Raw genomic sequence first — 23,698 nt, forward strand, 5'->3', positions numbered from 1 at the left:
GGGGCTTGCGTCCGAGATCGCCTCGACGAAACGGCGAGGGCCTAGCCGTGCTTCACCCCGAAACCTCTTCTCGACGTTGGGGGCTCCGCACGGGCAAGCCGTGCTTTGCCCCCAAACCCCCTTGGCGCGGGGGGGTCGATTGCGCTACCCCCGTCAAGGTGCGCGAGGGCCAGGCGAGCGACGTGAACGAACGATCGGAAGGTGGCGCTGACGCGGCGATCCGGGGCATCATGGTCGAGCGGAGCACTTGGATCGTGAAAGGCCCGGGAGGGAGCGCGTGAGCGCCGACAATCGCGAGGGAGCTGGCCCGTCGAGCGGAGCACCGGCAGCAGACACGGGTACGCCCGCTGCGCCGTCCGCGGCACCGGCGGCCGAAGGCGAGAACGTGATCGCCACGCACGGCGAGCGTGAAGCACGCGCGTACGTCGCGCCGATCGAGGTGCCGAAGCGGCGCCAGCGCCTGAAGACCATGGACATGGCGAAGGTGCGGATCTCGGCCGACATGAAGGTCGAGGTCATGGACGCGCGGCACATGCCGACGACGAAGATGGAGCTGCCCCCCGGCGGTCTTCGTCCGCCGCCGCCGCCCCCACAAGCCGAGGTCGCAGACCCGACGTCATCGTCGAGCCCGTGGACCGCGAGCGGCGGCATCGATCGATCGATGTTGCCCTCCGCGTCGCTCGGCCCTGCGAACCCCGCCCCGGGCTCACGCTCCGCGGCCCCGCAGGCCTCGCAAGACGAGGAAGAAGGCGGGCGCGGCATCGGGATCTGGATCGGCGTGGTGGTCATCGCGGCGCTGCTCGGCGGCGGCGCGGCGTATCTCCTGCGCGGGCGGGTCACGAACGGGGGGAACGGCACGGGCGTCTCGTCGAGCGCGCCGATCGCGGTGACGGTGCCGGCGACGACGCAGATCCCGCTGCCGCCGATGACGGCGGCGCCTGTCGAGACGGCGCCCGCCGAAACCGCCGAGCCTGCGGCGACGGCAGAGCCTGCGCCCACGGACGATCCGATCGATCCGAACGCGGCGCCCACGACGACGGCGCCAACCGGGGTCAAGCCGGTGACGACGGTGCCACGCAAGAGCACGACGACGACGAAGACAGCGCCGACGACGACGGCCGCACCGACGACGACGGCGACGACGCCGCGGCGACTTTTCTAGCTTCGGGAGGGATGAGCATGCGAACCAAGGCACTGCTTTCGACGGTGAGCTTCGCGCTCCTGCTCGCGGGATCCGCGCCTGCATACGCGGACGATGCGGCGCGGGCAGCGGAGCTCTTCGCGACGGGCAACAAGCTCTTCGACGAGGAGAAGTGGGCCGAGGCGGAGGCGTCGTACCAGGCGGCGTGGGATCTGCGAAAGAGCTTCGATCTCGCGGGGAACCTGGGCGACGTGGAGATGACGTTGGGCCAGTTCCGCGATGCGGCGGAGCATCTGTCGTACGCGCTGGAGGAGTTCCCGGCGGGTGGGAAGCCCGAGGTGCGCGAGGCGCTGCAGAAGCGGCTGGACGAGGCGAAGAAGCAAGTCGGCACGGTGACGATCGGCACGAACATCGGCGGCGCGAAGATTTTCGTGGATGGTCGGCTGGTCGGGCAGGCGCCGCTGGCGAAGGCGGTGTTCGTGGATCCGGGCAAGCGGGTGATCGAGGCGAAGCTGCCGGGGCACGATGATGTGCTGAGGACGGTCGATGTGGAGAAGGCGCAGAGCCAGGAGGTGAACCTGGTGTTGGCGCCGAAGATTGGGGGGGCGCCGGGGGGGAAGAGCAAGGTTCTGATCGGCGTGGGCGGTGGGCTTGCGCTGGTGGGGATTGGGGCAGGGATCGGGCTTCTTGTGGCAGCGAGCGGCGCGGACAGCGACGCCAAAGCGCTCGACAGCGCCATGCCGGATGCGGCCTGCGACCCTGCGCACCCGGACCACGCAGCGAACAAGGGCAACTGCGCGACGTTGCTCAGCACCCTGCAACGCAAAGACACGTTCACCAATATCGGCACGGGCGCCCTCATCGCGGGCGGCGTTCTCGCGGTGGGCACGGTGGTCTACGCGTTGTTGCCCACGAAGAAGCAAGCCACGATGGGCTTCACGTTGGTGCCCACGGTGACGCCCACCTTCGCGGGCTTCGCGGCGACGGGCCAGTTCTGAGCGACGCTCGCGGATTTGCTCATCAGCAGCCGCACTTCCACGTCTTGCTTCCATTACTCACGGAAAGGGGAGACATGCCCATGCGCACGCGTCACACCACCATCGCTTCCTTGGGTATCGTCATTGCAGCGGGCTTCTTGCAGATGGCGGGTTGCTCGGCAGATGCCGACGACTGCAGCCGCAACAACATCTGCAAGAACGATGGCCAGCCGTTCGTCGTGGGCCCGCCTCCGGGGTGCACGGATTCGCCGAGCAGCAATCCGGAGGTCATCAAGACCGAATGCGCCTTTTTCGTGAATGGATCGAAGGGCGACGACAACGGCGCTGGCACGGAGGCCGCGCCCTTCAAGACGCTTGCGGTCGCGATAGAGGCGGCGAGGAAGAACAAGGCGCGGGTCTATGCATGCGGTGATTACGCCGAGCGCGTCGACGTGCCGGCCGGCGTCTCTATCTTCGGCGGGTTCGATTGCCAGGACGCCGAGTGGAGATACGACGCGAGCAAGAAGGCGAGAGTCAACCCGCCGGCACCTGCGACCCCGGAAGAGGTGCAAGCATCGCTGAGGGTCACCGGGAACAACACGACCCAGCTCGAGGATCTTCGTATCGAGGCGGCGAATGCGACGTTGCCAGGGGGTTCGGCGATCGCGATGATCGTCGACGGGGCGACCGTGAATTTCGTGGGGACCGCGCTCATCGCCGGGGACGGTGCTGCGGGGGATCAGGGCGCGACGCCGACGGACGACATCGGCCCCGACAATGCGGATGACTCCGCCATCCGTGGCAACAACGGTCAGAACGCTTGCATGGGCGGGCCCGGCGGGAATCCTGGGGGCGAGGCCAAGGCGAATCCCATTTGCGGCGAATCGAGCGGCGGCAAAGGTGGCAATGGCCAGGCTACCTCGGGGGACGCCGGTAGCGACGGCATCCCCGCGCCCAACCCCAATCCGAGCAACAAAGGCATCGGCGGGCCCGGAGACACCGGTGCGGAGGATTGCGAACAGGGCCAGCCCGGCGCCAACGGCGCAAGCGGCAACGAAGGCGCCGGGGCCGTCGAAGACGGCACGCTCGACGCAACCAAGGGGTACATCGGCGTGAGCGGCCAGCCCGGCACGAAGGGCACGCTTGGGCAAGGCGGCGGCGGGGGTGGCGGCTCGAAAGGGAAATCGAACTGCTTCGGCGCCAGCGGCGGTAGCGGTGGCGCCGGGGGCTGCGGCGGCAACGGCGGGCTCGGAGGAACGGCCGGCGGTTCGAGCATCGGAATCCTGAGCCTCGGAGCCAAGCTCTCCTTCCAGATGGTCGACGTTACGACAGGTGCGGGGGGGCGAGGGGGCGACGGCGGCTTTGGCCAGGCCGGCGGCAATGGCGGCAACGGCGGCAACGGCGGCAACGGCGCGAGTCCCCCCGCAACCCCTGCGGGTTGCAATGGCGGCAAGGGTGGCAATGGTGGCAAGGGCGGAACCGGCGGCGGCGGCAAGGGCGGCCATTCCATCGGCATCGCCCACAAAAGCGGCACCGTCTCGGAGATGGGCGTCACCATCATGAACGGAAACCCCGGCGACGGCGGCACCGGCGGCGGTGCCACGGGTGGCATCGTCGCCATGACGCACGCGTTCCCCTGACGCAGACGCGCGTAGCCAGCCGCTCAACGCATCAAAAATCCTACGACCTCTCCCGCCTATCCGGTCGCTCCAGCGTTCCTGGTAACGTCGGTATCGGCGCCTATCCCACCAAGACCCGGTATCCCCGCAGTGCTCATAGCGCGCTCGGATTGTGTATTGCAATCCGCCTTTGATAGAGGTGCAGGAGGTCCGTCGATCGGCGTCGCCCACATCGGCAAAGCGCCCGAGACGCGGGGCGATACGATGCTCACCCCGGGTATGCCTGGGAATGGCGGGCTCGGTGGCAACAATTCACCTGCAAATGCTGAAGGAAAACCGCACGATAGGAGAGATAGTGGCGGCCTGATCATGACGAGGTGCGTCCTGAACATGAGCATCGGTTCACGGAAACGCGTGCAACATAGCGCCGATGCCGCCCGTGGCGCCGCCGCCGGTGCCGCCGTCGCCGGGGTTTCCGTTCATGATGGTGACGCCCATCTCCGAGACGGCGCCGCCCTTGTGCGCGATGCCGATCGAATGACCGCCTTTGCCGCCACCGCCGGTTCCGCCAACGCCGCCGTTGCCGCCCTTGCCGCCGTTGCAACCCGCGGGCGTTGAGAGACCACTCGCGCCCGTCCCGCCGTTGCCGCCGTTGCCGCCAGCCCCGCCGGACTGGCCAAAGCCGCCGTCGCCGCCTCGACCACCCGCGCCTGTCGTAACGTCGACCATCTGGAAGGAGAGCTTGGCTCCGAGGCTCAAGATTCCGATGCTCGAACCGCCCGCCGTTCCACCGAGCCCGCCGTTTCCACCGCAGCCACCGGCCCCCCCGCTGCCGCCGCTGGCCCCGAAGCAGTTCATTTTCCCTTTCGAGCCGCCGCCGCCGCCGCCGCCTTGCCCAACCGTGCCCTTCGTGCCGGGCTGGCCGCTCGCGCCGATGTACCCCTTGATCGCGTCGAGCGTGCCGTCGTCCACGGCCCCGGGGCCGTCGTTACCGCTTGCGCCGTTGGCGCCGGGTTGACCGACATCGCAACCCGGCCCCATGTCTCCGAACCCGCCGATGCCCTTGTTGCTCGGATTGGGGTTGGGCGCGGGGATGCCGTCGCTACCGGCGTCCCCCGAAGCCTCCTGGCCATTGCCACCCTTCCCACCGGAGGACTCGCTGCAGATGGAATTGGCCTTCGCCGCGCCTCCCGTGTTTCCGGAAGCTCCTCCCATACAAGCATCCTGGCCGTCGTTGCCACGGATGGCGGCATCGTCCGGATTGGAGGGCCCAATGTCGTCCGTCGGCGTCGCGCCCTGATTCCCCGCAGCACCGTTCCCGGCGATGAGCGCGGTCCCCACGAAATTCACGCTCGCGCCGTCGACGATCACGGCGATCGCCGACCCCCCTGGCAACGTCGCATTCGCCGCCTCGATACGAAGGTCCTCGATCTGGGTGATGTTGCTCCCGGTAACCCTCAGCGATGCTTGCACCTCCTCCGGGGCCGCAGGCGCCGGCGGGTTGATTCTCGCCTTCTTGCTCGCGTCGTATCTCCACTCGGCGTCCTGGCAATCGAACCCGCCGAAGATGGAGACGCCGGCCGGCACGTCGACGCGCTCGGCGTAATCACCGCACGCATAGACCCGAGCCTTGTTCTTCCGTGCCGCCTCGATCGCGACCGCGAGCGTCTTGAAGGGTGCGGCCTCCGTGCCAGCGCCGTTGTCGTCGCCCTTCGATCCAGCCACGAAAAAAGCGCATTCGGTCTTGATGACCTCCGAATTGCTGCTCGGCGAATCCGTGCACCCCGGAGGCGGCCCCACGACGAACGGGTTCCCCTCCTCCGAGCAGACGTTGATAACGCTACAGTCGTCTGCATCTGCCGAGCAACCCGCCATCTGCAAGAAGCCCGCTGCAATGACGATACCCAGGGAAGCGATGGTGGTGTGACGCGTGCGCATGGGCATGTCTCCCCTTTCCGTAAATATTGAAAGCAAGACGTAGAGGTGCGCGGCTGCGGATGAGCCATCCGCGAGCGTCGCTCAGAACTGACCCGTCGCCGCGAAGCCCGCGAAGGTGGGCGTCACCGTGGGCACCAGCGTGAAGCCCATCGTGGCTTGCTTCTTCGTGGGCAACAACGCGTAGACCACCGTGCCCACCGCGAGAACGCCTCCCGCGACGAGGGCGCCCGTGCCGACGTTCGTGAACGTGTCCTTGCGTTGCACGGTGCTGAGCAACGTCGCGCAGTTGGCCTTGTTCGCGGCGTGGTCCGGGTGCGTCGGGTCGCACGCCATGTCCGGCATCGCGTCGTCGAGCGCATCCGCTTCCTCACCCGCACCACCTGCAGCAACGAGAAGCCCAACCCCCGTCCCAATCCCCGCCAAAGCAAGCCCCGCCCCCACCCCAATCGCCACCCAACTCTTCCCCGCCCCCTCCTCCTTCCCCGCCCCCACCTGCTCCCCCTTCACCTCGTCCACGAGCGCCGGCACCCATGCCGTTGTCACCCCTGGCTTCCCCTCCACCACCACCTTCCCCACCCACGCCTTTTTCCCTGGCGCCGTCACCTCGATCCTCTGCTCCCCCGGATCCACCGGCACGGCTACGCCCCACGCCGTGGCCTCCACCGACTTCCCGTTCCGCCGCACCAAAAGCCCTGCGACCCTCGCCTCGGGCGGCACTTCCACCACCAGCTTCGCGAGCTTCGGCTCGAGGTCTCCTGCTCGTTGCGACGCGACCTCCATCCGCCGCTCGTCCTTGTCCACGCGCGCTGCCGACTCCGCCTCGCGGAACGTCTCCCACGCGCGCGCGGTCTCCCCGTTCTTCTCGTAGCAATCCCCGAGTTGCAGCAGCCTGCCCGGCCGTGGATGTAGCTTCTGGCTCGCCGCGAACTTCGGACATGCCTCCGCAGCACGCCCCGCCTTCAGGAGTTCTCGCCCCTCCTCGAACAACGCATCCGCCGCCGCGCGATCCTCCGCCGGCCCGGCGTCCGCGCGCCCTCCGCACAAGCAAACGAGAACAACGATCCCCAGCGCAGACACCTTCACGCGCATGCAACGAACCTCGGCGGAGTACCTTACCAAGGCAAACTCCATCCGTCAGCCATCAAGGAGCGTACAGATCCTCGTCCTTCGGCGGCCGAGGACGCCCCGCCTTCGTACTCGTCCCCGCGGCCTTGCTCGTCGCAGATGGTTTGACCACCGACGATGCGCGCACCGAAGACGCACTCGTCGCCGCCGACGCCGAAGCCACGCTCGGCACCATCGCGCTCGTCGTCGCTGCCGCGTGCGAGTTCCCCTCCGCGGACGTCACGCTCCCCATCGGCGCGACGATCACCGGCTCCACCCCACGTACCTCGCCCGACGGCGCCGCCACCTTCGTCGAAGCCTCACTCCGCCCCGAAGCCGACTCCTGCCCTGTCGTCTCGCTCGTCCTACCAACACCCGCGCCGGAAAACACCACCACCCCGATCCCCAGCACCCCACCCACGATCGCCAGCACCACCCCGATCACCACGAGCCGCATCGGACTCGCGCCCTTCGTGCGTGACGACGACCCCGCCCCCGGCGCGACCACCACCGCGAGTTTCTCCGTCGCCGCCGTCCCCGACGTCGCCGACGTCATCGCGCGTGCCGCCGTGTGCTCTGCAAACGTCGATGGCGCGTCCGCCATCGATCCCATCCGCCCACCTCTCCCCCGAACCACCCGCGCCACCCGCTCCACGTACACCCGCGCATGCGCCGGCGCGTACGGCGCGAGCGCTGCCGAAAGCTCCGCCACATCGCGAAACCTCTCCTCCCGATTCCGCGCGAGACACCGCAGGATCACCGCCTCGAACCCCGGCGGCGCATCGAGCCGATACTGCCCGAGCGGCGTCGGTTGCCCTGCCAGCACGAGCCCGCACACGGCCTGGATCGTCTCCGCGTGGAACGGCGTCTTCCCGCAGACGAGCTGGTACAGGATGATCCCGAGCGCCCACACGTCGCTCCGTGCGTCCACGCTCTTCGGCGTGTTCATCTGCTCCGGCGACATGTAGAGCGGCGAGCCGAGCATCTGCGACTCGTGCGTCAGCGCCACGTCCGACGAAGCGAGCTTCGAGATCCCGAAGTCCAGCACCTTCACGCACGGCGCGCCGCTCACGTCTTGCGTCAGGAACAGGTTCGCCGGCTTGAGATCCCGGTGCACGATCCCCGCCGCGTGCGCCTCGCCGACGGCCTCGCACGCTTGCAGAACGTACTCGACGGCCTCCTCGAACGGCAGTTGCCTGCGCGCCTTCAGCGTCGCGGCGAGGTCTTGCCCGTCGAGGTACTCCATCACGATGTACGGCGCATCGTTGTCGTCGGCCCCGACGTCGAGCACACGCGCGACGTGGTTGCTCTTCAGGAGCACGGCGGCGCGCGCCTCGCGGAGGAACCGTTCGCGTTGCTCCGGGCTCACGACGCGCCCCGTGAGGAGCGACTTCACCGCGACGAGCTGCCCGAGATCCACGTGCCGCGCGGCCACCACGACGCCCATCGCGCCCGAGCCGAGCACACGCTCCACGCGATACTTCCGCGCCAGGAGATCGCCGGGCTTGACGGGCATCTGGCTCATGGAGCGCCATCTCAACCGACCGGAGCGACAAGTCAAGACACGACAGCGCCGGCATTCGAGGCCCCGCCTTCGACGCTCGATTCCCCCGCGCTCGTTCGCGCGCGTATTGCCATTTCCGTTGACATCCGAGCGACGTTCCAGCCCGACCGGACCCGCCCCGAAAGACTGTTTGTCCCGCCCGGTTTGTCCCCGAACCCCCCACCCTCCCCTCTGCGGCCTGGACGTCACCGCACATCTTGCGTGCCCCCCCTCACACACACGCCCCTTCGCTTCCTCATGGACTTTGCTCCCGTGTTGTCCGAAAATCGCAGCCGTGAGCAATCCACAAAGACCCCCGGATCGTGGCCCTCGCCGGAGCGATCCGGGCGTCGATGATCCGCGCACGGGCCCGGACAGCCAGCCGCCTACGTCGACGTCGTTCTCGGGTGTGATCGCGCGGGGCTTCGATGCGGTGCCCATCTCGGTGCGGGGGGACAGGGTCTCGCCGCCGAGCGTCCCGTCGAGCCGCCTCCCGCCTTCGTCGGGCACCATGCCCACCACCAGCGGGCCTTCGAGCACCCCGGCGTCGGGCCAACCGAGCTCGGGCGTCCGGCGCACGAAGGGCGGCATCTACCAGGCCGTGCGGCTCCTCGACCAGAAGCACGGCTCGTTCTTCATCTCGCGGCTCATCCTCGTCACCGGCGTCAACCTCCGCAGCTTCGATTCTTCGAGCGTGGACGAGCCCGTCGTCGCCGAGAAGCTCATCAAGGCCCTCCGCCCCTTGCTCTCTCCCGCCGAGCTCGACGGCCTCATGCCCTTGCTCGTCGCGCCGCAACGCTGAAGGGAGCACGCCCGTGTACGTCGTCTGCGTCAAGGTCTCCGTGCTCCCCGATCACGTCGACGCCTTCGCCGAAGCGACGCTCGACAACGCCCGTGGCACGCGCGCCGAACCTGGCAACGTTCGCTTCGACGTCCTCCGGGGCGCGGACGATCCCACGCGGTTTTTCCTGTACGAGGTCTACCAGACCGAGGCCGATTTCAAGGCGCACCAGCAGACGGCGCATTACCTCCGCTGGAAAGAGCGCGTCGCGCCGATGATGGCCGTCCCCCGCGTCGGCGAGAAATACGCGTCCTTGTTCCCCGAGCCCTGGGCCTGACGCCCGCCGCGTGATCCCGTGAAGTTCGCGTTCCGCACGGCGCCCGAGATCCACTTCGGCGCGGGCACCCTCGGCGAAGCGCCGGCGGCTGTCGCCCGCCTCGGCAAGCGTTGCCTCCTCGTCTCCGGCAAACACTCGCTCGAACGCTCCGGCAAGCTCGCGGCGATCGAGGAGGGGCTCCGCGCGCGGGGCGTCGCGATGGCGCGGTTTTGCGTCGACGGCGAGCCGGACCTCGCGGTCGCGGACGAGGGCGCCCGCGTCGCCCGCGAGGGGGGACACGACGTCGTCCTCGCGATCGGCGGCGGAAGCGTGATCGACGCCGCGAAAGCGGCGGCGGCGCTCGCGACGAACGAGGGCTCGGCGCTCGATTACGTCGAGGCCGTGGGCGCCGGCCGCACGATCGAGAAGGCGCCATTGCCACTCGTCGCCGTCCCCACGACGGCGGGCAGCGGCTCCGAGGTCACGAAAAACAGCGTCCTCCGCGTCCCCGACCTCCGCGTCAAGCGCAGCATTCGCAGCGACCTCATGGTCCCGCGTGTCGCCCTCGTGGACCCTTCTCTCATCGCCACCGCACCGAAGAACGTCGCGGCCTCCTCCGGGCTCGACGCGCTCACGCACCTCGTCGAGGCCTATCTCTCCAAGGGCGCGCAGCCGATGACCGACGTCCTCGTCGTCCCTGGCATCACGCTCGCCTACCGCGCGCTCGTCGCGCTCGCCGAGGATCGCGCCACGGACGAGTCGCACGAGGCCATGGCGCTCGCAGCGCTCTGGGGCGGCATTGCGCTCGCCAATGCGGGCCTCGGCGCCGTGCATGGCCTCGTCGCGCCGCTCGGCGGCCTCTGCGGCGTCCCGCACGGCGCCGGCTGTGGTTGCCTCTTGCCCGCCACCTTCGCCACGAACGTCGCGGCCTTGCGCGCCCGCGCGCCCGGGCACCCGGCGCTCGCCCGCGCGCACGAGGTCGCCGACCTCCTTTTGCCCCCGGACGCGCCCGATCGCAGCCCCGAGCGCGCCGCCGACGCGTTTCAAGGTTTACGCGACAAACTCGGCGTCCCGTCGCTCCGATCGTATGGGGTCGGCGAGACCGACCTCGCCTCCATCATCGCGGGCTCGCGGGCGGGCAGCATGCGTTCGAATCCGATCGAGCTCACGGACGCTGAGCTCGAAGAAATCCTCGCTCGCTCGCTCGGCCCGGCGGCGGCCTGAGCGCTTCGCTCATCCCACTTCACGACGGCCCCGGGTCTTTGCTAGGGTTCGGCCATGCGACATTCGATGGCCCTGATTCTGCTCGTCCTCGCCGGTTGTGGGTCGAGCACTCCTCCGGCCGAGGAGCCGAAGACCGAGACCCAGGCGGAAGCTGCCACGGACACGAAGACCGAAGCTGCCGACGCGCCCAAGGCCGAAGAAGAACCGAAGGGGATCCCCGAGGCCTGCGCGGGCGACGACAAGGCCGCGTGTGTCATGCCGAAGGGCTTCGTCAAGCGCCTTTGCAACGGCGTCTACCCGGAGCTCGCGCTCTTTCTCTTCCAGAAGGGCTCGCCCTGGCGCCGCGCCTATGTCTCCGCGAAGGAGGTCGCGCCGTTCAACGGGCTCGGCGGCCCGAGCGCCGAGGAGAAACTCACGCTCGACGAGGAGCTGCTCGTGCTCAGCCAGATGAAGGCGAACACGGGCGGCATGCAGGTGAGCGGCGCGACGGGCAGCGTCGATGTGCTCCGCTGGGATGGCACGTGCGCGACCTTGTCCACCGAGGAGGTCCGCTTCCAGGCTCCGTCGAAGCCCAAGCACGCCGTCATTCCGTGGCGCATCCTCGAGGACGCGACCCAGGAGGCGCTGAAGCAAAACGAGGCGCTCGGGAAGGTGGCCATCGAGCGCAAGAAGGAATGCAAGGGCGCGACGATGGGCGCGGTCTCCGCGAAATGCGAGAAGGCCGATAAGGCGCTGAACGATCTCGTCGTGGACGCCGTGCGGACCGGGACGACCGTGCCCAAGCCCGCCAAGGTCCCTTGATTCGATTCAGCGCAGCTTCGCCTTGCCCTGGCTCGCGAGCGTGAGCCCGATCAGCTTGTAAAGCAGCCGCGCCCCCACGTTCGCATCCCACTCGTCGCCGTCCGGCCCCGGGGCGACCTCGTTGAGGTCGAATCCCACGATCGTGCGTCCGGACCGCGCCACCTCGCCGATCACGTACACCGCCTCGTGGAAATCGAGCCCGCCGGGCACGGGCGTCCCCGTGTGCGGGCAAAACCGCGGATCGAGCCCGTCGACGTCGAACGAGACCCACACCTCGCGGGGCAGGGTCTCCACGATCTCCCGCGTGACCGCGGCGAACGTCTCGCCCGCCATCTTGCGCCGCGCGAGGTCGCGATCAAAAAACACCCGCGCGCGCTCGCCTTGCGACGCGACGAACGCCATTTCCTCCTCGCACACGTCGCGGATCCCGACCTGAACGAGCTTCGCGACGCCCGGCGCGCGCGTGAGCACGTTGTGCATGATCGAAGCGTGCGAGAAGGAAAAACCTTCGTAGGCGTCGCGCGTGTCCGAATGCGCGTCGAAGTGCAGGACGCCGAGCCCCGGGCGCCGCCGCGCGAGCACCTCGATCGCGCCGAGCGGCACCGCGTGGTCCCCGCCCACGACGCCCACGATCTTTCCCTTCGCGACGAGCCGCTCCGTCTCCGCCTCGACCCGCGCATTGAGCTTCGCGCCGAGCTCGTTCACCCGCGCGAGCGCCGCGCGGAGCTCGTCCGTCTCGATGACGCCGCCCACCTCGATGATCTTCTGCGCGAGCGCCCGCCCTTCATCGTTCCAGCGGACGATCTCTTCGGCCTCGTCCTGCATGAAAATGCCGGGCGCATAAGGTTTTTCCACGTCGAGATCGTAGAGGTCCACCTGCCGGCTCGCCGCGAGGATCGCCGCGGGGCCGCCGGACGTGCCACCGCCGTACGAGGTCGTCACTTCCCAGGGGACGGGCACGAGCACGACGGCCGCCTCGTCCTCCGTGAAAGGCAATCCATAAATGCCGGAGTCCGCGGCCGCGGGCGCGTTGGGATCAAACGAAACGGTCATGACGGCAGCCTCTAGCACGATCGACCGTTTAACGCTTGGGGCTACGCTCGGACGAGCCGAGCTACGCCCCAAACCCCCGCTCGGGGAGGCGCCCCGATGCTCTATCCGCCTCCCGCGGCGCTCTCGTCCTCGGGCCGCCGGAGCCGCTCGACGATCGCGGCATTGAGGTCCTGCAAGGTCCACTCCTTCGGCATCCAGTAACTCGGGATCCAGTACACCCTGTCGTGTGTTTGCACGGCGATCGATTTCGGCCACTCCGGCGGCTGAAGCCCGACCGAAACGATGTCGCGGATCGGCACCGTGATCACCCGCATCGACATCGGGCGTCCGTAGGGGAGCGACAAGGATTTCCCGCCGAGGACGAGCTCGAAGGGTTCGATTTGCGAGAAGCGCACGATGCCGAGCAGGCCCATCATGCTCAGGCCCGTGGAGAGCACGCCGAGCACCGCGTAAAACACGTCCGCCCCGTCCGCCTCGAAGTGCAAAATGCCGTTCAGGACGAGGCCCCGGTCGTTGACGCTCGAACGATGAAAGAAAAACGCGGCGCAGAGGGCGAACAGGAGGAAGCTGGGGACGAGCTGCCAGTAGGGCTTGCGGAGCGGGATCTGGATCTTCGGCTCGCTTCGCTTCTTCCGCTTCGTTTTCTCGGGTTCTTCCACGCGACGTGCTCCCTTTGCGTCCCCTTACACCGCTCCGTCCACCAGAATGGTCGCACCATTCACGTACGACGACCGATCCGACACCAGAAACGCCGCCATCTCGGCGACCTCCTGGAACGTGCCGAGCCGCCCGAGCGCGGTATGCCGCAGGTACTCGTCGAGCCGACCTTTTGGCAAATTCACGCTGACCCCGCCCTCCAGGACGCCGGGCGCGAGGTTGTTCACGGTAATCCCGTACCGCCCGATCTCCTTGGCGAGCGACTCCGTGAACCCCTTGATGGCCGCCTTCGCCGTGCTGTAATGCACCGGCGCCTGCATCATCTTCACCCCGGCGAGCGAGCCGATGTTGAGGATCCGCCCGCGCCGGAGCTTGACCATGCCCCGCAGGACGGCCTGCGTGGCGAGGAACGTGCCTTTCACGTTCGTATCCATCACGCGGTCCCAGTCGTCCTCATCCATCAAGGCGAGCGGCACCACGTCGGAGACGCCCGCGTTGTTCACGAGGATGTCCACGGTCCCCACCGCGCCCTCCATCTCCTTCACGGCCGCGGCGAGCCCCTGTTTGTCGAGGACGCTCGTTCGAAACGAAAACCCCCGCACCCCGTGCGCCTCGATCTCGGCGAGCGTCTCCTTCGCCTCGACCTCCGATTTCGTCCAGTTGAACCCGACGTGCGCCCCTTCGCGGGCGAGCGTCACGGCGATCGCCCGCCCGAGGCCCTTGGAGCCGCCCGTCACCAGGGCGACGTGCCCTTCACAAAGCTTCGTCATGAACTCACGATCGAAAGACGCGTCGTCCCGTTTTCCTTGACCCAGGGCTTCTTGCCCCAGGACGGCGTCTGCGTCCCCGGCCCCTTCGCCGCGCCGCGGTGGAACATGTTGAAGCCACACGCCGGCATGATCCGCCCGTCCGTCTGCGGATAATGGTGGCAGCATTTTCGCAGCCGTTCGAGATCGAAATCATGCCGGTCCATGTAATGGTGCAGGAAGATCGATTTCGCCTGCTGCTCACCGATGAGCAAGCTCTCTTTTTGCGTCATCGGCCGATCCGGGAACATCACCTTCAGCGTGCGCTTGAGCGCCGCGAGGATCTCCGGCCCGCGCTCGATCTCGTCCTGCCGCGCGTAGACGTCGTAGAGCACGTCCTGGAGCGTCTGCTCCATCTCCGGCGTCGCGGGGAGCGTCGCGCTCGAACGAAGGAGCGAGCCGTGCTTCGTGAAATCGACGAAGCGCGAGAACGGCAGGAACGTCCCGTCTTCGAGGCGGAGCAGGTACGTGAGCGACACGCATTGCGGATGCGAGCAGGGCAGCGGAAAAAAATCCTCCACCTTGAGCTTGCCGCCCGTCTGCTCGTCCACGCGCCGCACGACGCCCGGGATCGTGAGCCGATCCAGCGGATCGTGGCCGAAGAGGCCGCCGCCGTGGCCCGTGTACGCGGCGGGCTGGAAGTTCAGCGAGAGGAAATGGTCCTCCGAGAGGAACAGCTCGACGACCTTACCGATCTGATCGTCGTTCACCCCGCGCGTCGCCACGAAGATGATCTGCGTCGGGATCTGGAGCTCGCGCAGCACCGCGAGCGCCGCCTCCTTCTCCTTCACGAGGTCACGCCCGCGGATCTTCTCGTGGGTATCGGCGGTAAAACCGTCGAGCTGTAGGCCCACGTAAGCGCCGCTCTCCTTGAGCGCCTTCGCGAAGGCCCGGTCCTTGCCGAGCCGGATGCCGTTCGTGATGACCACGACGCGGCCGATCTCCGGGCGGCTCGCGATGCGCACGAGCTCGAGGATCTGCGGGTGGCTCGTGGGTTCGCCGCCGGAGAGCGCCACCGACTCGCACTGCCCCTCGTTCACCACGAGGGTGTCGATCATGCGCGCAAACGTGTCGAGATCGATGTGGTTCGAGTACTGGTTGTCGACGATGCAGATCGGACACTCGAGGTTGCAGTGGTCGGTGACCTCGATGATCGGCAAGCAGGTGTGCTGCTCGTGATCATTGCAGGTCCCACAATCCGTGGGACAGCCGTGCTCGACCTTCGTGGCGAACTTGAGCGGCTCGGTGCCCGCGCGCGCGAACGCATACGCTCGCACGTAATATTTCGCGTCCTCCGAGACGAGCGCCTCCGAAGGGCCACACGCCGCGCAGTTTTTCTTGAAATACACGCGGCCTTCGCGGATCACGACCTTCGCGGGCAGCAGCGTCAGGCAACTCGGGCAGGTGGACGTCGTCTCCTTGAACTCGATCTCGCCCTCGAACCCCTCAGGCACCTCGCCCCGGGCGAGGAAGCCGTCGACATAGGCATTTGCAGTGCCAGGAAGAATTTCTTCCGAAGGCCCACACGTGGGGCAAAGCAAGAGCCGCACGGGGCTGTCGCCGCGAAGCACCACGCGTCCCTCGTGCGTCTCGCGGCACGTCGGACACGCCGCCCGCTCGTGGTGGAAAAACGTATGCGGACGGTCCTGTCGGGTCGGAGTGATACAGCTAACGCAATCCATGGCGCTCCCCTCGTGAGCACGCATCTTACCTCCTTTGGGACCTCGGCCGTCAATTCGAGCCGGAGGAGCTCTGCTAGTCTCGCGGCACGTGCGTTACCTGCTCCTCGATCGGATCACGCGGCTCGAACCGCCGCGCCTCGCGACGGGTGTCAAGTGTGTGTCGCTCTCCGACGACACCTTCGCGGACCATTTCCCAGGGCACCCCATGATGCCCGGCGCGCTCGTGATCGAGGCGCTCGCGCAGCTCGGCGGCGTGCTGCTCGAAGCGACCCGGCGCGCCGAGGGGCACGAGGACGTACACGCGCTGCTCACGATGATCGATCACGCCCGCTTCCGGCGCATCGTCCGGCCCGGGGACAAACTCGAGCTCGAAGCGGAGACGATCCTCGCGCGCGAAGAAGGCGGGCAGGTGAAAGGCAAAGCGCGGGTCGACGGCGAGGTCGTGGCGACGGCCGAGCTCGGCTTCGCGTTCACGCGCGTGACGAACCCGAAGGTCCTCGCGCGGCGGCGCGAGGTGCTCGACATATGGCTGACCGGAGCCGCGGAGGAGCCTTGAAGCGGCGTGTCTTCGTGCGAGGTCGAGGCGCGATCACGCCGCTCGGCGAGACGTGGCCCGCGTCGAGGGACGCGCTCGCCGAGGGCCGATCGGCCGTCGCGCCCGTCCAGCATTTCGACGTCGAAGGATATCCGTCGCAGGTCGCGGCGACGGTCCCCTTCCCCCTCGACGAAGCCGAAGATCGCCGCCTCGCGCTCGCCCGGCGCGCCGCGGACGAGGCGTGGGCCGAGGCCCGGGTGAACGCCGCGCCCTCGCGGATCGGCGTGTTCGTCGGCGCCGAGAGCGGCCGGGCCACGTACGGGACGATCTTCGCGCTCTCGCGCGCGGCGGGCGGCGGCGCGCGCTTCGATCACGCGCGCTTCGGCGAGGACGCGCGGGCCCTCGCGACGGCCGTGCACGCAGCCGCGGTCTCGCCTGCCGCGGTCGCGTCGGCGCTCGCGGCGCGCATCGGCGCCGAGGGCCCCGTCGAGACGATCTCGCTCGCCTGCGCATCGGGCGCGGCCGCGATCGTCTCGGCCACGCAAGCCATCCGGCTCGGGCTCTGCGACGTCGCGCTCGCGGGCGGCGTGGGCGCGGACGTCGATCCGTTCATGCTCGTAGGATTCGGTCTTCTCGGCGCGCTCAGCGCGCGCGGCGTGTCGTGCCCGTTCGATCTGCGGCGCGACGGGTTCGTCGTGGGCGAAGGCGCGGCGTTCGTGGTGCTCGCGGCGGAGCAGGGCGACGCGCGCGCCGAGGTCGCGGGGGCCGCGCGGACGCTCGACGCGTTTCACCTGACGGCGCCCGATCAAGCGGGCGACGGGGCCGAGCGGGCGATGCGCGGCGCGCTCGACGACGCGGGCCGCGTGGAGATCGGATACGTCCAGGCGCACGGGACGAGCACGCAGCTCAACGATGCCGTGGAGGCCGCGGCGATCCGGCGGACGCTCGGCGACGCGCTCGCGAACGTGCACGTCGGCGCGGTGAAAGGCGCGGTCGGGCACTGGGTGGCGGGCGCGGGGGCGATCGGCTTCTTGTGCGCGCTCGAAGCCGTCGAGGGAGGGATCTGCTTGCCGACGGCGGGCCTCACGGAGCCCGATCCGGCGTGCGTCTTGCCCCATGTCGTGGGCGCGGCGAAGCGAAAACCCGTGGAAGCAGCGCTCGTCAACGCCTTCGCGTTCGGCGGCGCCAACACGAGCCTCGTGGTGAGCCGATGCGCCTAGACGGAAAGGGCCTCCCCGTGATCGCGGTCTCGACGCTGACCGCAGCGGGCCTCGCGGGCCGCGGGCTCGCCCAGCGCGTGCTCGAAAAGAGCCTCCCGCGCCCGTCCGAGCTCGCCCCGCCCGCGCCGTCGCGGCCCGAGGACATCCGGCAAAAGAAGCTGATGTCGCGGGCCGCGTGGTTCTCGGCGCTCGTGATGCGCGGCGCGCTCGAAGAGGCGCGGTGGGACGAGGCGCGCGCGGAGATCGGCGCGTTCTTCGGCGTCGGCGCCTCGGGCGCGGAGATGGACGAGGTCGCGCGGCTCGTCGCGGCGAGCATGGAGGATGGCCAGTTCTCGCTCGCGCGTTGCGGCCGCGAGGGGCTCGACGCGTGCAACCCCCTCTTCGCGTTCCAGATCATGAACAACTTCACGCTCTGCCACGGGGCGATCCTCGAAGGCCTCGCCGGCCCGAACGCCGCGTTTTTCTCGCGCGGCACGGGCACGGTGACGGCACTCGAAGAGGCGTGCGCCGCGATCACGTCGGGCGCGTGCGAGCGCGCGCTCGTCGGCGGCGCGGACACGGCCCTGCACCCGGTCACGATGGCCGAGCTCGAACGGGAAGGGTTCTTGCGGCAAGGGCTCACGCCGGCCGAAGGCGCCGCGGCGCTCGCGATCACGGCCGCAGCCGAAGCGCCGCTCGGCTACGTGGAAGCGGTGCGCGTGTTTCCCGTCGAGCGCCCGCGCGGCACGCTCGTGCCCCGCACAGGCGTCCTGCGCGACGCGGCCGTGCCTGCCGCGCTCGACGCGCTCGAAGATCAGCCGTGCGACGTGGTCGTGCTCGCGCCCTGGGGCGCGCCTGCGCGCGAGGCGCTCCTGGATCTGCCCCAGGTGCTCGAAGCGGAGTTCTCCGTGGACACCTCGCTCACCCTCGGCGAATCCCTGGCCGCGACGCCCGCGCTCGCCTGGGCGGTCACGCTCGACCTGCTCGCGCACCTCGACAAACCACGCGCGCTCGTGCTCTCCGCGGGCCCGGACGGGGATCTCGGGGTGGTCGTGCTCGCGAAAGGGGGCGTGTGATGGGCCGGCGGCGCGCGGTGATCACGGGCGTCGGCGCCGTCAGCGCGTTCGGCGTCGGCTACGACGCGCTCGCGAACGGCCTCGCCGCGGGCCGAAGCGCGATCGGCCCGATCCGAAATTTCGATGCGCGCACCTTCCCCACGCGTGTCGCGGGCGAGGTGCCGATCGAAAAGACGAGCGCCTCGCTCCTCGAAAAACACCGCGGCGTCCTGCTCCACATCGGCGAGGCCGCGGCGTGGGAGCACTCGGGCCTCCTGCGGGATCGCAAAGTGTGTTTTGGCCTCATCGCCGCGGCCGAGGCGTGGCGCCACGCGCGATGCGGGACGGCCGAGCGCAGGGCCGCGCTCTCCATCGGGCTCGGGCTCGAACAGGCGTTCCTGGAGGACTTCGCGGATCAGCTCGACGGCGACGAGATCCGCATCGGCGCGGGGGATCTCGCGGGCCCGGAGGGCGTCCGGTTCCGCTCGCGTGTCGACCTCACGGCCGAGAAGATCCGCGGCGTGCTCGGCCTGTCGGGCCGCGTCGCCGTGCACGTCTCGGCTTGCGCGGCGGGCGGCACGGCCGTCGCACACGCGGCCTCGCTGATCGAGCGGGGCGCGGCCGACGTCGTCCTTTGCGGCGCGGCCGACTCGATGGTCAACCCGCTCGGCATCGGTGGCATGTCGCGCCTCGGCGCCCCCTCGCCGCGCGCCGAGCCCTCGGCGTGCAGGCCCTTCGATCGGCGGCGCGACGGGCTCGTCGTGGGCGAGGGCGCGGCGATGTTCGTGGTCGAGGAGGAGGGGCGGGCGCGGGCGCGCGGCGCGGATCTCCTCGCGGTCCTCGCCGGCTCGGCGACCACGCAGGATGCCTACCGCGCGACGGCGCCCCGCCCCGACGGATCACGCGCGCACGCGGCCATGGAACGAGCTGTTCGTCGTGCCAACCTCGCGCCTTCGGACATCGGGTACGTCAATGCCCACGGCACGGGGACACCGCTCAACGACATGGCCGAGGCGAAGGCGATCCGCGCGCTCTTCGGCGACGTGCCCACGTCGAGCATCAAGGGCGCCGTCGGCCACCTGATGGCCGCCGCCGGAGCGATCGAGCTCGCCGCGTGCTTGCTCGCCTTCATGCGGGACCTGCTCCCCGGGACGGCGCATTTCGAGGAGCCGGATCCGGAGTGCCCGATCCACGTGATCGGCCCCCAGCCTCTCAAGAAGCGCGTCGATCACGTGCTCTCGAACTCCTTCGGGTTTGGCGGGCAAAACGTGAGCGTGGTCCTCGGGAGACCTCGATGACGCACGCGGGCCGGATGGCCGTGACGGGGTGTTCCCTGCGCACCCCGCTCGGCGACGACGCCCGGGCCGTGCTCCGGAGGCTGCTCGCGGGCGAGCGCGCGGCGGCCCCGAACGCCCATTTCGACGCGAGCACCTACACCTGCCGCCTCGCCGCCACGATCCCCGGCGCGCCGCGGCCGACGAAGCACCGCAAATTCGTCAAACGGATGGGGCTCTTCGGCATGGAGGTCGGGGCCGAGGCCCTCGCCCGCGCGGGCACGCCGGCGAAAGGCGCGCGGCTCGGGCTTTTTTGCGGCTATGGTGGCCTGCGCGCGCACTGGGACGATCTGATGCCCGTGCTCGAACGACAAACGGGCGACGCGCGCGCGACGGGCGCATGGGCGCAGGGGTTTTCCTTGCTGCACCCGTTCTGGATGCTCTTTCACCTGTCGAACAACGCGCACGCGCTCCTGTCGATCGACGTCGGCGGCAAGGGCGACGGCACGACCACGGCGGGCTCGAACGCGGGGGCGCAGGCGCTCCGGGCGGCCAGCATCGCCCTCGCCGTCGGCAGCGTCGATGCGGCGCTCGTCTTCGCGTACGACACGCTCGTCGAGCCGGAGACGCTCCTCTCGCTCGGCATGTCCGGCGCCGCGACGAGCGCCGCGACCGCGGAGGCGGTCGTCGCCCCGTACGACGAGGGCGCGGCGGGGTTCGTGCCCGGCGAAGCGGCCGCGGCCGTCGTGCTGGAGCGGCCCGACGACGCGGGGGATCGAGCGCTCTCGTTCGTCTCGGCTGCGGCGACGGCCGACGGCGCCGAAGGCTTTCCCAGCCCGCGCGCGCTCGCCTCCCTCGCGGCCGATCTCTCCGCGGGCGACACGATCGTCGATGGCGCTGCGCTCGCCTCGCCCGAGCGCGACACAGCCGAACGCGCCGCGCTCGCCGACGTGCTCGGCCCGTCCGCGACGCTGCTCGCCTTGACGGCTTCCACGGGCCAGCTCGGCGGCGCGACGGCGGTCGTGCAGGCGATCCTGCTCGCCGAGGCGCTCCGCGCGGGCGCGCTGCCGCCCATTGCGGGCCTCGATCATCCTTCGGCGGGCCCGCTCCGCCCGCTCGCCCGCGCCGAGGAGACACGCGCCCGCTCGGCTCTGGCCCTCTCGGCCGGCATGCCGGGGCTCGCCGGCGCCCTGCGCGTGGAGGTTCCATGAGCGAGCCCAAGGAGCGCTCCCGCGTCGCGCTCGTCACGGGCGCCTCGCGCGGGATCGGGCGCGCCGTCGCGGAGGCGCTCGGGCGGCGCGGATATGCCGTCGCCGTCGATTATCGCCACGACGAGGACGCGGCCCGGCAGACGGTGGCCGCCGTCGAGGCGCTCGGGGCGCGGGCCGTCGCGCTCCGCGCCGATGTCTCGCGCCCCGCGGAGGTCGTGTCGCTCTTCGAACAAGCGGAGGCCTCGCTCGGGCCGCTCGACGCGCTCGTCTGCAATGCCGGCGTGACACGCGACGGCCTCCTCGGCGCGAGCACGGACGACGATTACGATCACGTCTTCGACACGAACGCCGCGGGTGTCGTCGCCTGCTGCCGCGAGGCCGCGCGGCGCTTCATCTCGCGGCGGCGCGGCGTGATCGTCAACGTCTCCAGCGTGGCGGCGCAACGCCCGGGCCGCGGGCAGTCACTTTATGCCGCGTCGAAGGGCGCCGTCGAGTCGTTCACCCGCGCGCTCGCGGTCGAGCTCGCGCCGCGCGGCGTGCGCGTGAACGCGGTGGCGCCGGGCCTCGTCGAGACCGACATGACGGCCGAGCTCCGGGCCCTCGCGCCCGACGAGCTCGCGAAACGCATCCTGCTCAAGCGTGTTGGCCGGCCTGAGGAGATCGCGGCGGTGGTCGCCTTCCTCGTCTCGGACGAGGCGAGCTACGTGACGGGACAGATATGGAACGTGGACGGCGGATTCAAGCTGGAATGAGCGGCCCGGGCGGGGTGCAGGGCCCGGGGATGCTGGCGTGGCTCGAAACGCGGCGGTCGCGCCGCGAATTCGCGGACGAACCCGTCCCGAAGGAGGTGCTCGCCCGGCTCGTGCAAGCTGCGATCACGGCGCCCTCGAACACGAACCGGCAGCCCTGGCGCTTCACGGTCGTCACGGCCGCAGACAAACGCAAGCAAATCGCCGCGGCCGTGCGGGCGCGGGCCGACGAGATCAAGGCCATCATCCACCGCGGGCACCACGCCGAAGATTTCGCCAATTACGGCGATTTTTTCCACGAGCCGCTGGAGAGCGCCGCGACGATCGTGGTGCCTCAATGGCGTGACTATCCCGACCTCATCGCCGACCTCATCACCTCGGGCGGCGGGGATCCGGCGCAGTACCACACGGCCCGCAGCATGCAGGCCGAGCTCTGCTCGACGAGCGCCGCCGTGATGGCGATGCTGCTCCAGGCGCACGCCGAGGGCCTCGGCGCTTGCTGGATGGCCGGCCCGATGATCGCGAAGCCCGAGATCGAAGCGCTGCTCGGCATCAAGGAGCCGTTCCGGATGGTCGGCGCCGTGGCGATCGGCTACCCCCTGGGCGACGCGCCGCCGCCCGGGCGAAAGCCCATCGATCGTGTCGTGCAATGGGTGGAGGACTGACGCGTTTCAATCCTCGGCGCGCTCGCGCGTCGCCTCGACCACCATCAGCGCGACCCGCTCGACGCGGCCCTCCACGCACACCGGATAACAACTCGCGAGCGCGCGGCGGTCCGCCTGCCAGCCGACCTCCACGTTCAAGAGCGGCTCGCCCGTGGCGAAGACCTGCCGAATGCGCTCGGCGAGCAGGACCGTGTCCGCTCCCTCGGGGAGGATCTCGGCCAGCGGGAGGCCGAGGGGGGCCTCCGCGGGCGCGCCGCTCCTCGCCGCGGCGAAGGGGACATTGATGCGCTCGCAGCGCAGGTCCGCGTCGACGACGGCGATGCCGATCGGCGATCGCCCGACCACCACGTCGAGCACCGACGCGCTCCTCGTGGCCTCGGTCTGCGCGCGCCGCTCGCGGGCGACGAGCTCGACACGCTCCCGCTCGAATTGCATGGCCTCGCGCATGCGATTGACCTCGCCGCGGCGCCAGAGGTCGGCCAGCGCCGAGACCTTCGCGCGAAGCACGTCGGGGCTGAACGGCTTGGGCAGGTAATCCAACGCGCCGTGCGCATATCCTTTGGCTTGATAGCTGTCGTCGCGGTGGATCGCCGAGATGAAGATGATGGGCACTTCTTTCGTGCGCTCGCGCCTGCGGATCAGCGCGGCGACCTCGAATCCGTCCATGTCCGGCATCTGGACGTCGAGCACGATGGCCGCGAACTCCTCGCGGAGCAGGTGCGTCAGCGCCTCCTTGCCCGAGCTCGCCCGCACGAGGTTCATCCCGAGCGGTTCGAGCACGACCTCCAGCGCGAGCAGGTTCGAGGGATGGTCATCGACGAGCAGGATGCTGGGGACGAGGGAGCGCGGTGTCATGGGGTCTCGGTTCCTTGCTCATGAACAACCTTTCGGCACGTGCGTTCGAGCAGGCCTGTCATGGAGCATTGTTGCCACGGAAGCTTTCGAGGGCGGCTTGCTCGAGGAGCACGAGCACGATCTTGTCGTCGGCCCCCGCGACGCACGGAACGAAGCCGATGGGCCTTTCCATGGTGCGGAGTGCCCGAGCGACCCGCGCGGGCCGGTCGTCCCCGCGCGCGGCGGCCATATCGACGAGCACCTTGGCGGCGCGCTCCGTCGACTCGACGGCGCATTCGATGTCCCCCGCGTCCAGCCCCTCCTCCCTGCACAACACCAGCACCACCGGATCGGGGACACGTGTGGAGCGAAAGGCGTGCGCGAGCGGACCTGTCAGCGACGTCTCGAGGACGCGCATGAGGAAACTCGTGAGAGACCCGTCACCTACGGGAAGCACCTTCATTCCAGGAGTGACGATAAGCCACGGACGCACGGCCAGCCATGCGGACCCAGCCCCAGTGATGGGTCGGGATT

Annotated in this window: 23 protein-coding genes; 14 read left to right on the plus strand and 9 right to left on the minus strand. The window is 69.5% G+C overall.

Translation table 11 applies throughout. From position 1 onward, the window contains the following. Positions 1–277: 277 nt before the first annotated feature. From QHF89_RS22695 to QHF89_RS22705, 3 genes are all read left to right on the plus strand, one after another. Complete coding sequence (locus QHF89_RS22695; protein WP_136968198.1) at positions 278–1,162, plus strand: hypothetical protein; 885 nt, start codon at positions 278–280, stop codon at positions 1,160–1,162. 17 nt (positions 1,163–1,179) lie between these two features. Then, on the plus strand, positions 1,180–2,139 hold the full coding sequence (locus QHF89_RS22700; RefSeq protein ID WP_284720810.1) for a PEGA domain-containing protein: 960 nt from the start codon (positions 1,180–1,182) through the stop codon (positions 2,137–2,139). Positions 2,140–2,219: 80 nt separating this feature from the next. After that, a complete protein-coding gene (locus QHF89_RS22705; protein WP_284720811.1) occupies positions 2,220–3,758 on the plus strand; it encodes a hypothetical protein in 1,539 nt (512 codons plus the stop codon). Positions 3,759–4,139: 381 nt separating this feature from the next. On the opposite strand, the gene QHF89_RS22710 is transcribed toward QHF89_RS22705, so the two are convergent. From QHF89_RS22710 to QHF89_RS22720, 3 genes are all read right to left on the minus strand, one after another. Next, positions 4,140–5,675 (minus strand): hypothetical protein, encoded by a 1,536-nt coding sequence (locus QHF89_RS22710; RefSeq protein ID WP_136968196.1) that lies wholly within the window; start codon positions 5,673–5,675, stop codon positions 4,140–4,142. Positions 5,676–5,756: 81 nt separating this feature from the next. Further along, positions 5,757–6,764 carry a tetratricopeptide repeat protein gene (locus QHF89_RS22715; RefSeq protein ID WP_136968195.1) on the minus strand — a complete coding sequence of 336 codons (1,008 nt, stop codon included), beginning with the start codon at positions 6,762–6,764 and terminating at the stop codon, positions 5,757–5,759. A gap of 52 nt (positions 6,765–6,816) precedes the next feature. Then, positions 6,817–8,304, minus strand: a complete 1,488-nt coding sequence (locus tag QHF89_RS22720; RefSeq protein WP_284720812.1) for a serine/threonine-protein kinase — start codon at positions 8,302–8,304, stop codon at positions 6,817–6,819. Positions 8,305–8,617: 313 nt separating this feature from the next. Here QHF89_RS22720 and QHF89_RS22725 point away from each other — a divergent pair, with 313 nt between their 5' ends. From QHF89_RS22725 to QHF89_RS22740, 4 genes are read left to right on the plus strand one after another with little or no spacing between them, the layout of a single operon-like run. Further along, positions 8,618–9,124: a hypothetical protein gene (locus QHF89_RS22725; RefSeq protein WP_232379614.1), complete on the plus strand. Its 507-nt coding sequence runs from the start codon at positions 8,618–8,620 to the stop codon at positions 9,122–9,124. 13 nt (positions 9,125–9,137) lie between these two features. Continuing rightward, positions 9,138–9,440 (plus strand): antibiotic biosynthesis monooxygenase, encoded by a 303-nt coding sequence (locus QHF89_RS22730; protein WP_284720813.1) that lies wholly within the window; start codon positions 9,138–9,140, stop codon positions 9,438–9,440. An 18-nt stretch (positions 9,441–9,458) separates the two neighbouring features. Next, positions 9,459–10,643: an iron-containing alcohol dehydrogenase gene (locus QHF89_RS22735; protein ID WP_136968193.1), complete on the plus strand. Its 1,185-nt coding sequence runs from the start codon at positions 9,459–9,461 to the stop codon at positions 10,641–10,643. A 54-nt stretch (positions 10,644–10,697) separates the two neighbouring features. After that, positions 10,698–11,444, plus strand: coding sequence for a hypothetical protein (locus QHF89_RS22740; protein ID WP_284720814.1), 747 nt, complete (start codon positions 10,698–10,700; stop codon positions 11,442–11,444). 6 nt (positions 11,445–11,450) lie between these two features. On the opposite strand, the gene QHF89_RS22745 is transcribed toward QHF89_RS22740, so the two are convergent. The 4 genes from QHF89_RS22745 to QHF89_RS22760 all read right to left on the minus strand — a co-directional run bounded on the left by QHF89_RS22745 (position 11,451) and on the right by QHF89_RS22760 (position 15,531). Beyond that, positions 11,451–12,497 carry an arginase family protein gene (locus QHF89_RS22745; protein WP_136968192.1) on the minus strand — a complete coding sequence of 349 codons (1,047 nt, stop codon included), beginning with the start codon at positions 12,495–12,497 and terminating at the stop codon, positions 11,451–11,453. A 101-nt stretch (positions 12,498–12,598) separates the two neighbouring features. Next, on the minus strand, positions 12,599–13,156 hold the full coding sequence (locus tag QHF89_RS22750; protein ID WP_136968191.1) for a hypothetical protein: 558 nt from the start codon (positions 13,154–13,156) through the stop codon (positions 12,599–12,601). A 24-nt stretch (positions 13,157–13,180) separates the two neighbouring features. After that, positions 13,181–13,924: an SDR family NAD(P)-dependent oxidoreductase gene (locus QHF89_RS22755; protein ID WP_284720815.1), complete on the minus strand. Its 744-nt coding sequence runs from the start codon at positions 13,922–13,924 to the stop codon at positions 13,181–13,183. Beyond that, positions 13,921–15,531, minus strand: a complete 1,611-nt coding sequence (locus QHF89_RS22760; protein WP_284720816.1) for a radical SAM protein — start codon at positions 15,529–15,531, stop codon at positions 13,921–13,923. The genes QHF89_RS22755 and QHF89_RS22760 overlap by 4 nt, the downstream gene beginning before the upstream one ends. A gap of 199 nt (positions 15,532–15,730) precedes the next feature. Here QHF89_RS22760 and fabZ point away from each other — a divergent pair, with 199 nt between their 5' ends. The 7 genes from fabZ to QHF89_RS22795 are packed head-to-tail and all read left to right on the plus strand — an operon-like array spanning position 15,731 to position 22,330. Then, on the plus strand, positions 15,731–16,198 hold the full coding sequence (fabZ, locus tag QHF89_RS22765; protein ID WP_284720817.1) for a 3-hydroxyacyl-ACP dehydratase FabZ: 468 nt from the start codon (positions 15,731–15,733) through the stop codon (positions 16,196–16,198). Further along, positions 16,195–17,397: a beta-ketoacyl-[acyl-carrier-protein] synthase family protein gene (locus QHF89_RS22770; RefSeq protein WP_284720818.1), complete on the plus strand. Its 1,203-nt coding sequence runs from the start codon at positions 16,195–16,197 to the stop codon at positions 17,395–17,397. The genes fabZ and QHF89_RS22770 overlap by 4 nt, the downstream gene beginning before the upstream one ends. Continuing rightward, positions 17,388–18,452 (plus strand): beta-ketoacyl synthase N-terminal-like domain-containing protein, encoded by a 1,065-nt coding sequence (locus QHF89_RS22775; protein ID WP_136968186.1) that lies wholly within the window; start codon positions 17,388–17,390, stop codon positions 18,450–18,452. Before QHF89_RS22770 ends, QHF89_RS22775 begins: the two co-directional genes overlap by 10 nt. Beyond that, complete coding sequence (locus QHF89_RS22780; RefSeq protein WP_136968185.1) at positions 18,452–19,729, plus strand: beta-ketoacyl-[acyl-carrier-protein] synthase family protein; 1,278 nt, start codon at positions 18,452–18,454, stop codon at positions 19,727–19,729. The genes QHF89_RS22775 and QHF89_RS22780 overlap by 1 nt, the downstream gene beginning before the upstream one ends. Next, complete coding sequence (locus QHF89_RS22785; RefSeq protein WP_136968184.1) at positions 19,726–20,916, plus strand: beta-ketoacyl synthase N-terminal-like domain-containing protein; 1,191 nt, start codon at positions 19,726–19,728, stop codon at positions 20,914–20,916. The genes QHF89_RS22780 and QHF89_RS22785 overlap by 4 nt, the downstream gene beginning before the upstream one ends. Then, positions 20,913–21,668 carry an SDR family NAD(P)-dependent oxidoreductase gene (locus tag QHF89_RS22790; protein WP_136968183.1) on the plus strand — a complete coding sequence of 252 codons (756 nt, stop codon included), beginning with the start codon at positions 20,913–20,915 and terminating at the stop codon, positions 21,666–21,668. Before QHF89_RS22785 ends, QHF89_RS22790 begins: the two co-directional genes overlap by 4 nt. Next, the gene (locus QHF89_RS22795) at positions 21,665–22,330 is read left to right on the plus strand and encodes a nitroreductase family protein (RefSeq protein WP_284720819.1); all 666 of its coding nucleotides are present in this window, start codon (positions 21,665–21,667) and stop codon (positions 22,328–22,330) included. Before QHF89_RS22790 ends, QHF89_RS22795 begins: the two co-directional genes overlap by 4 nt. 6 nt (positions 22,331–22,336) lie before the next feature. On the opposite strand, the gene QHF89_RS22800 is transcribed toward QHF89_RS22795, so the two are convergent. Together QHF89_RS22800 and QHF89_RS22805 are read right to left on the minus strand one after the other, a co-directional pair. Then, positions 22,337–23,185 carry a response regulator gene (locus QHF89_RS22800; protein WP_284720820.1) on the minus strand — a complete coding sequence of 283 codons (849 nt, stop codon included), beginning with the start codon at positions 23,183–23,185 and terminating at the stop codon, positions 22,337–22,339. A 58-nt stretch (positions 23,186–23,243) separates the two neighbouring features. Next, positions 23,244–23,582 carry a hypothetical protein gene (locus QHF89_RS22805; protein ID WP_136930141.1) on the minus strand — a complete coding sequence of 113 codons (339 nt, stop codon included), beginning with the start codon at positions 23,580–23,582 and terminating at the stop codon, positions 23,244–23,246. Between the last annotated feature and the right edge of the window lie 116 nt (positions 23,583–23,698).

Origin of the sequence: Polyangium sorediatum, assembly GCF_029946465.1 — a bacterium.
Lineage (GTDB): Bacteria > Myxococcota_A > Polyangia > Polyangiales > Polyangiaceae > Polyangium > Polyangium fumosum.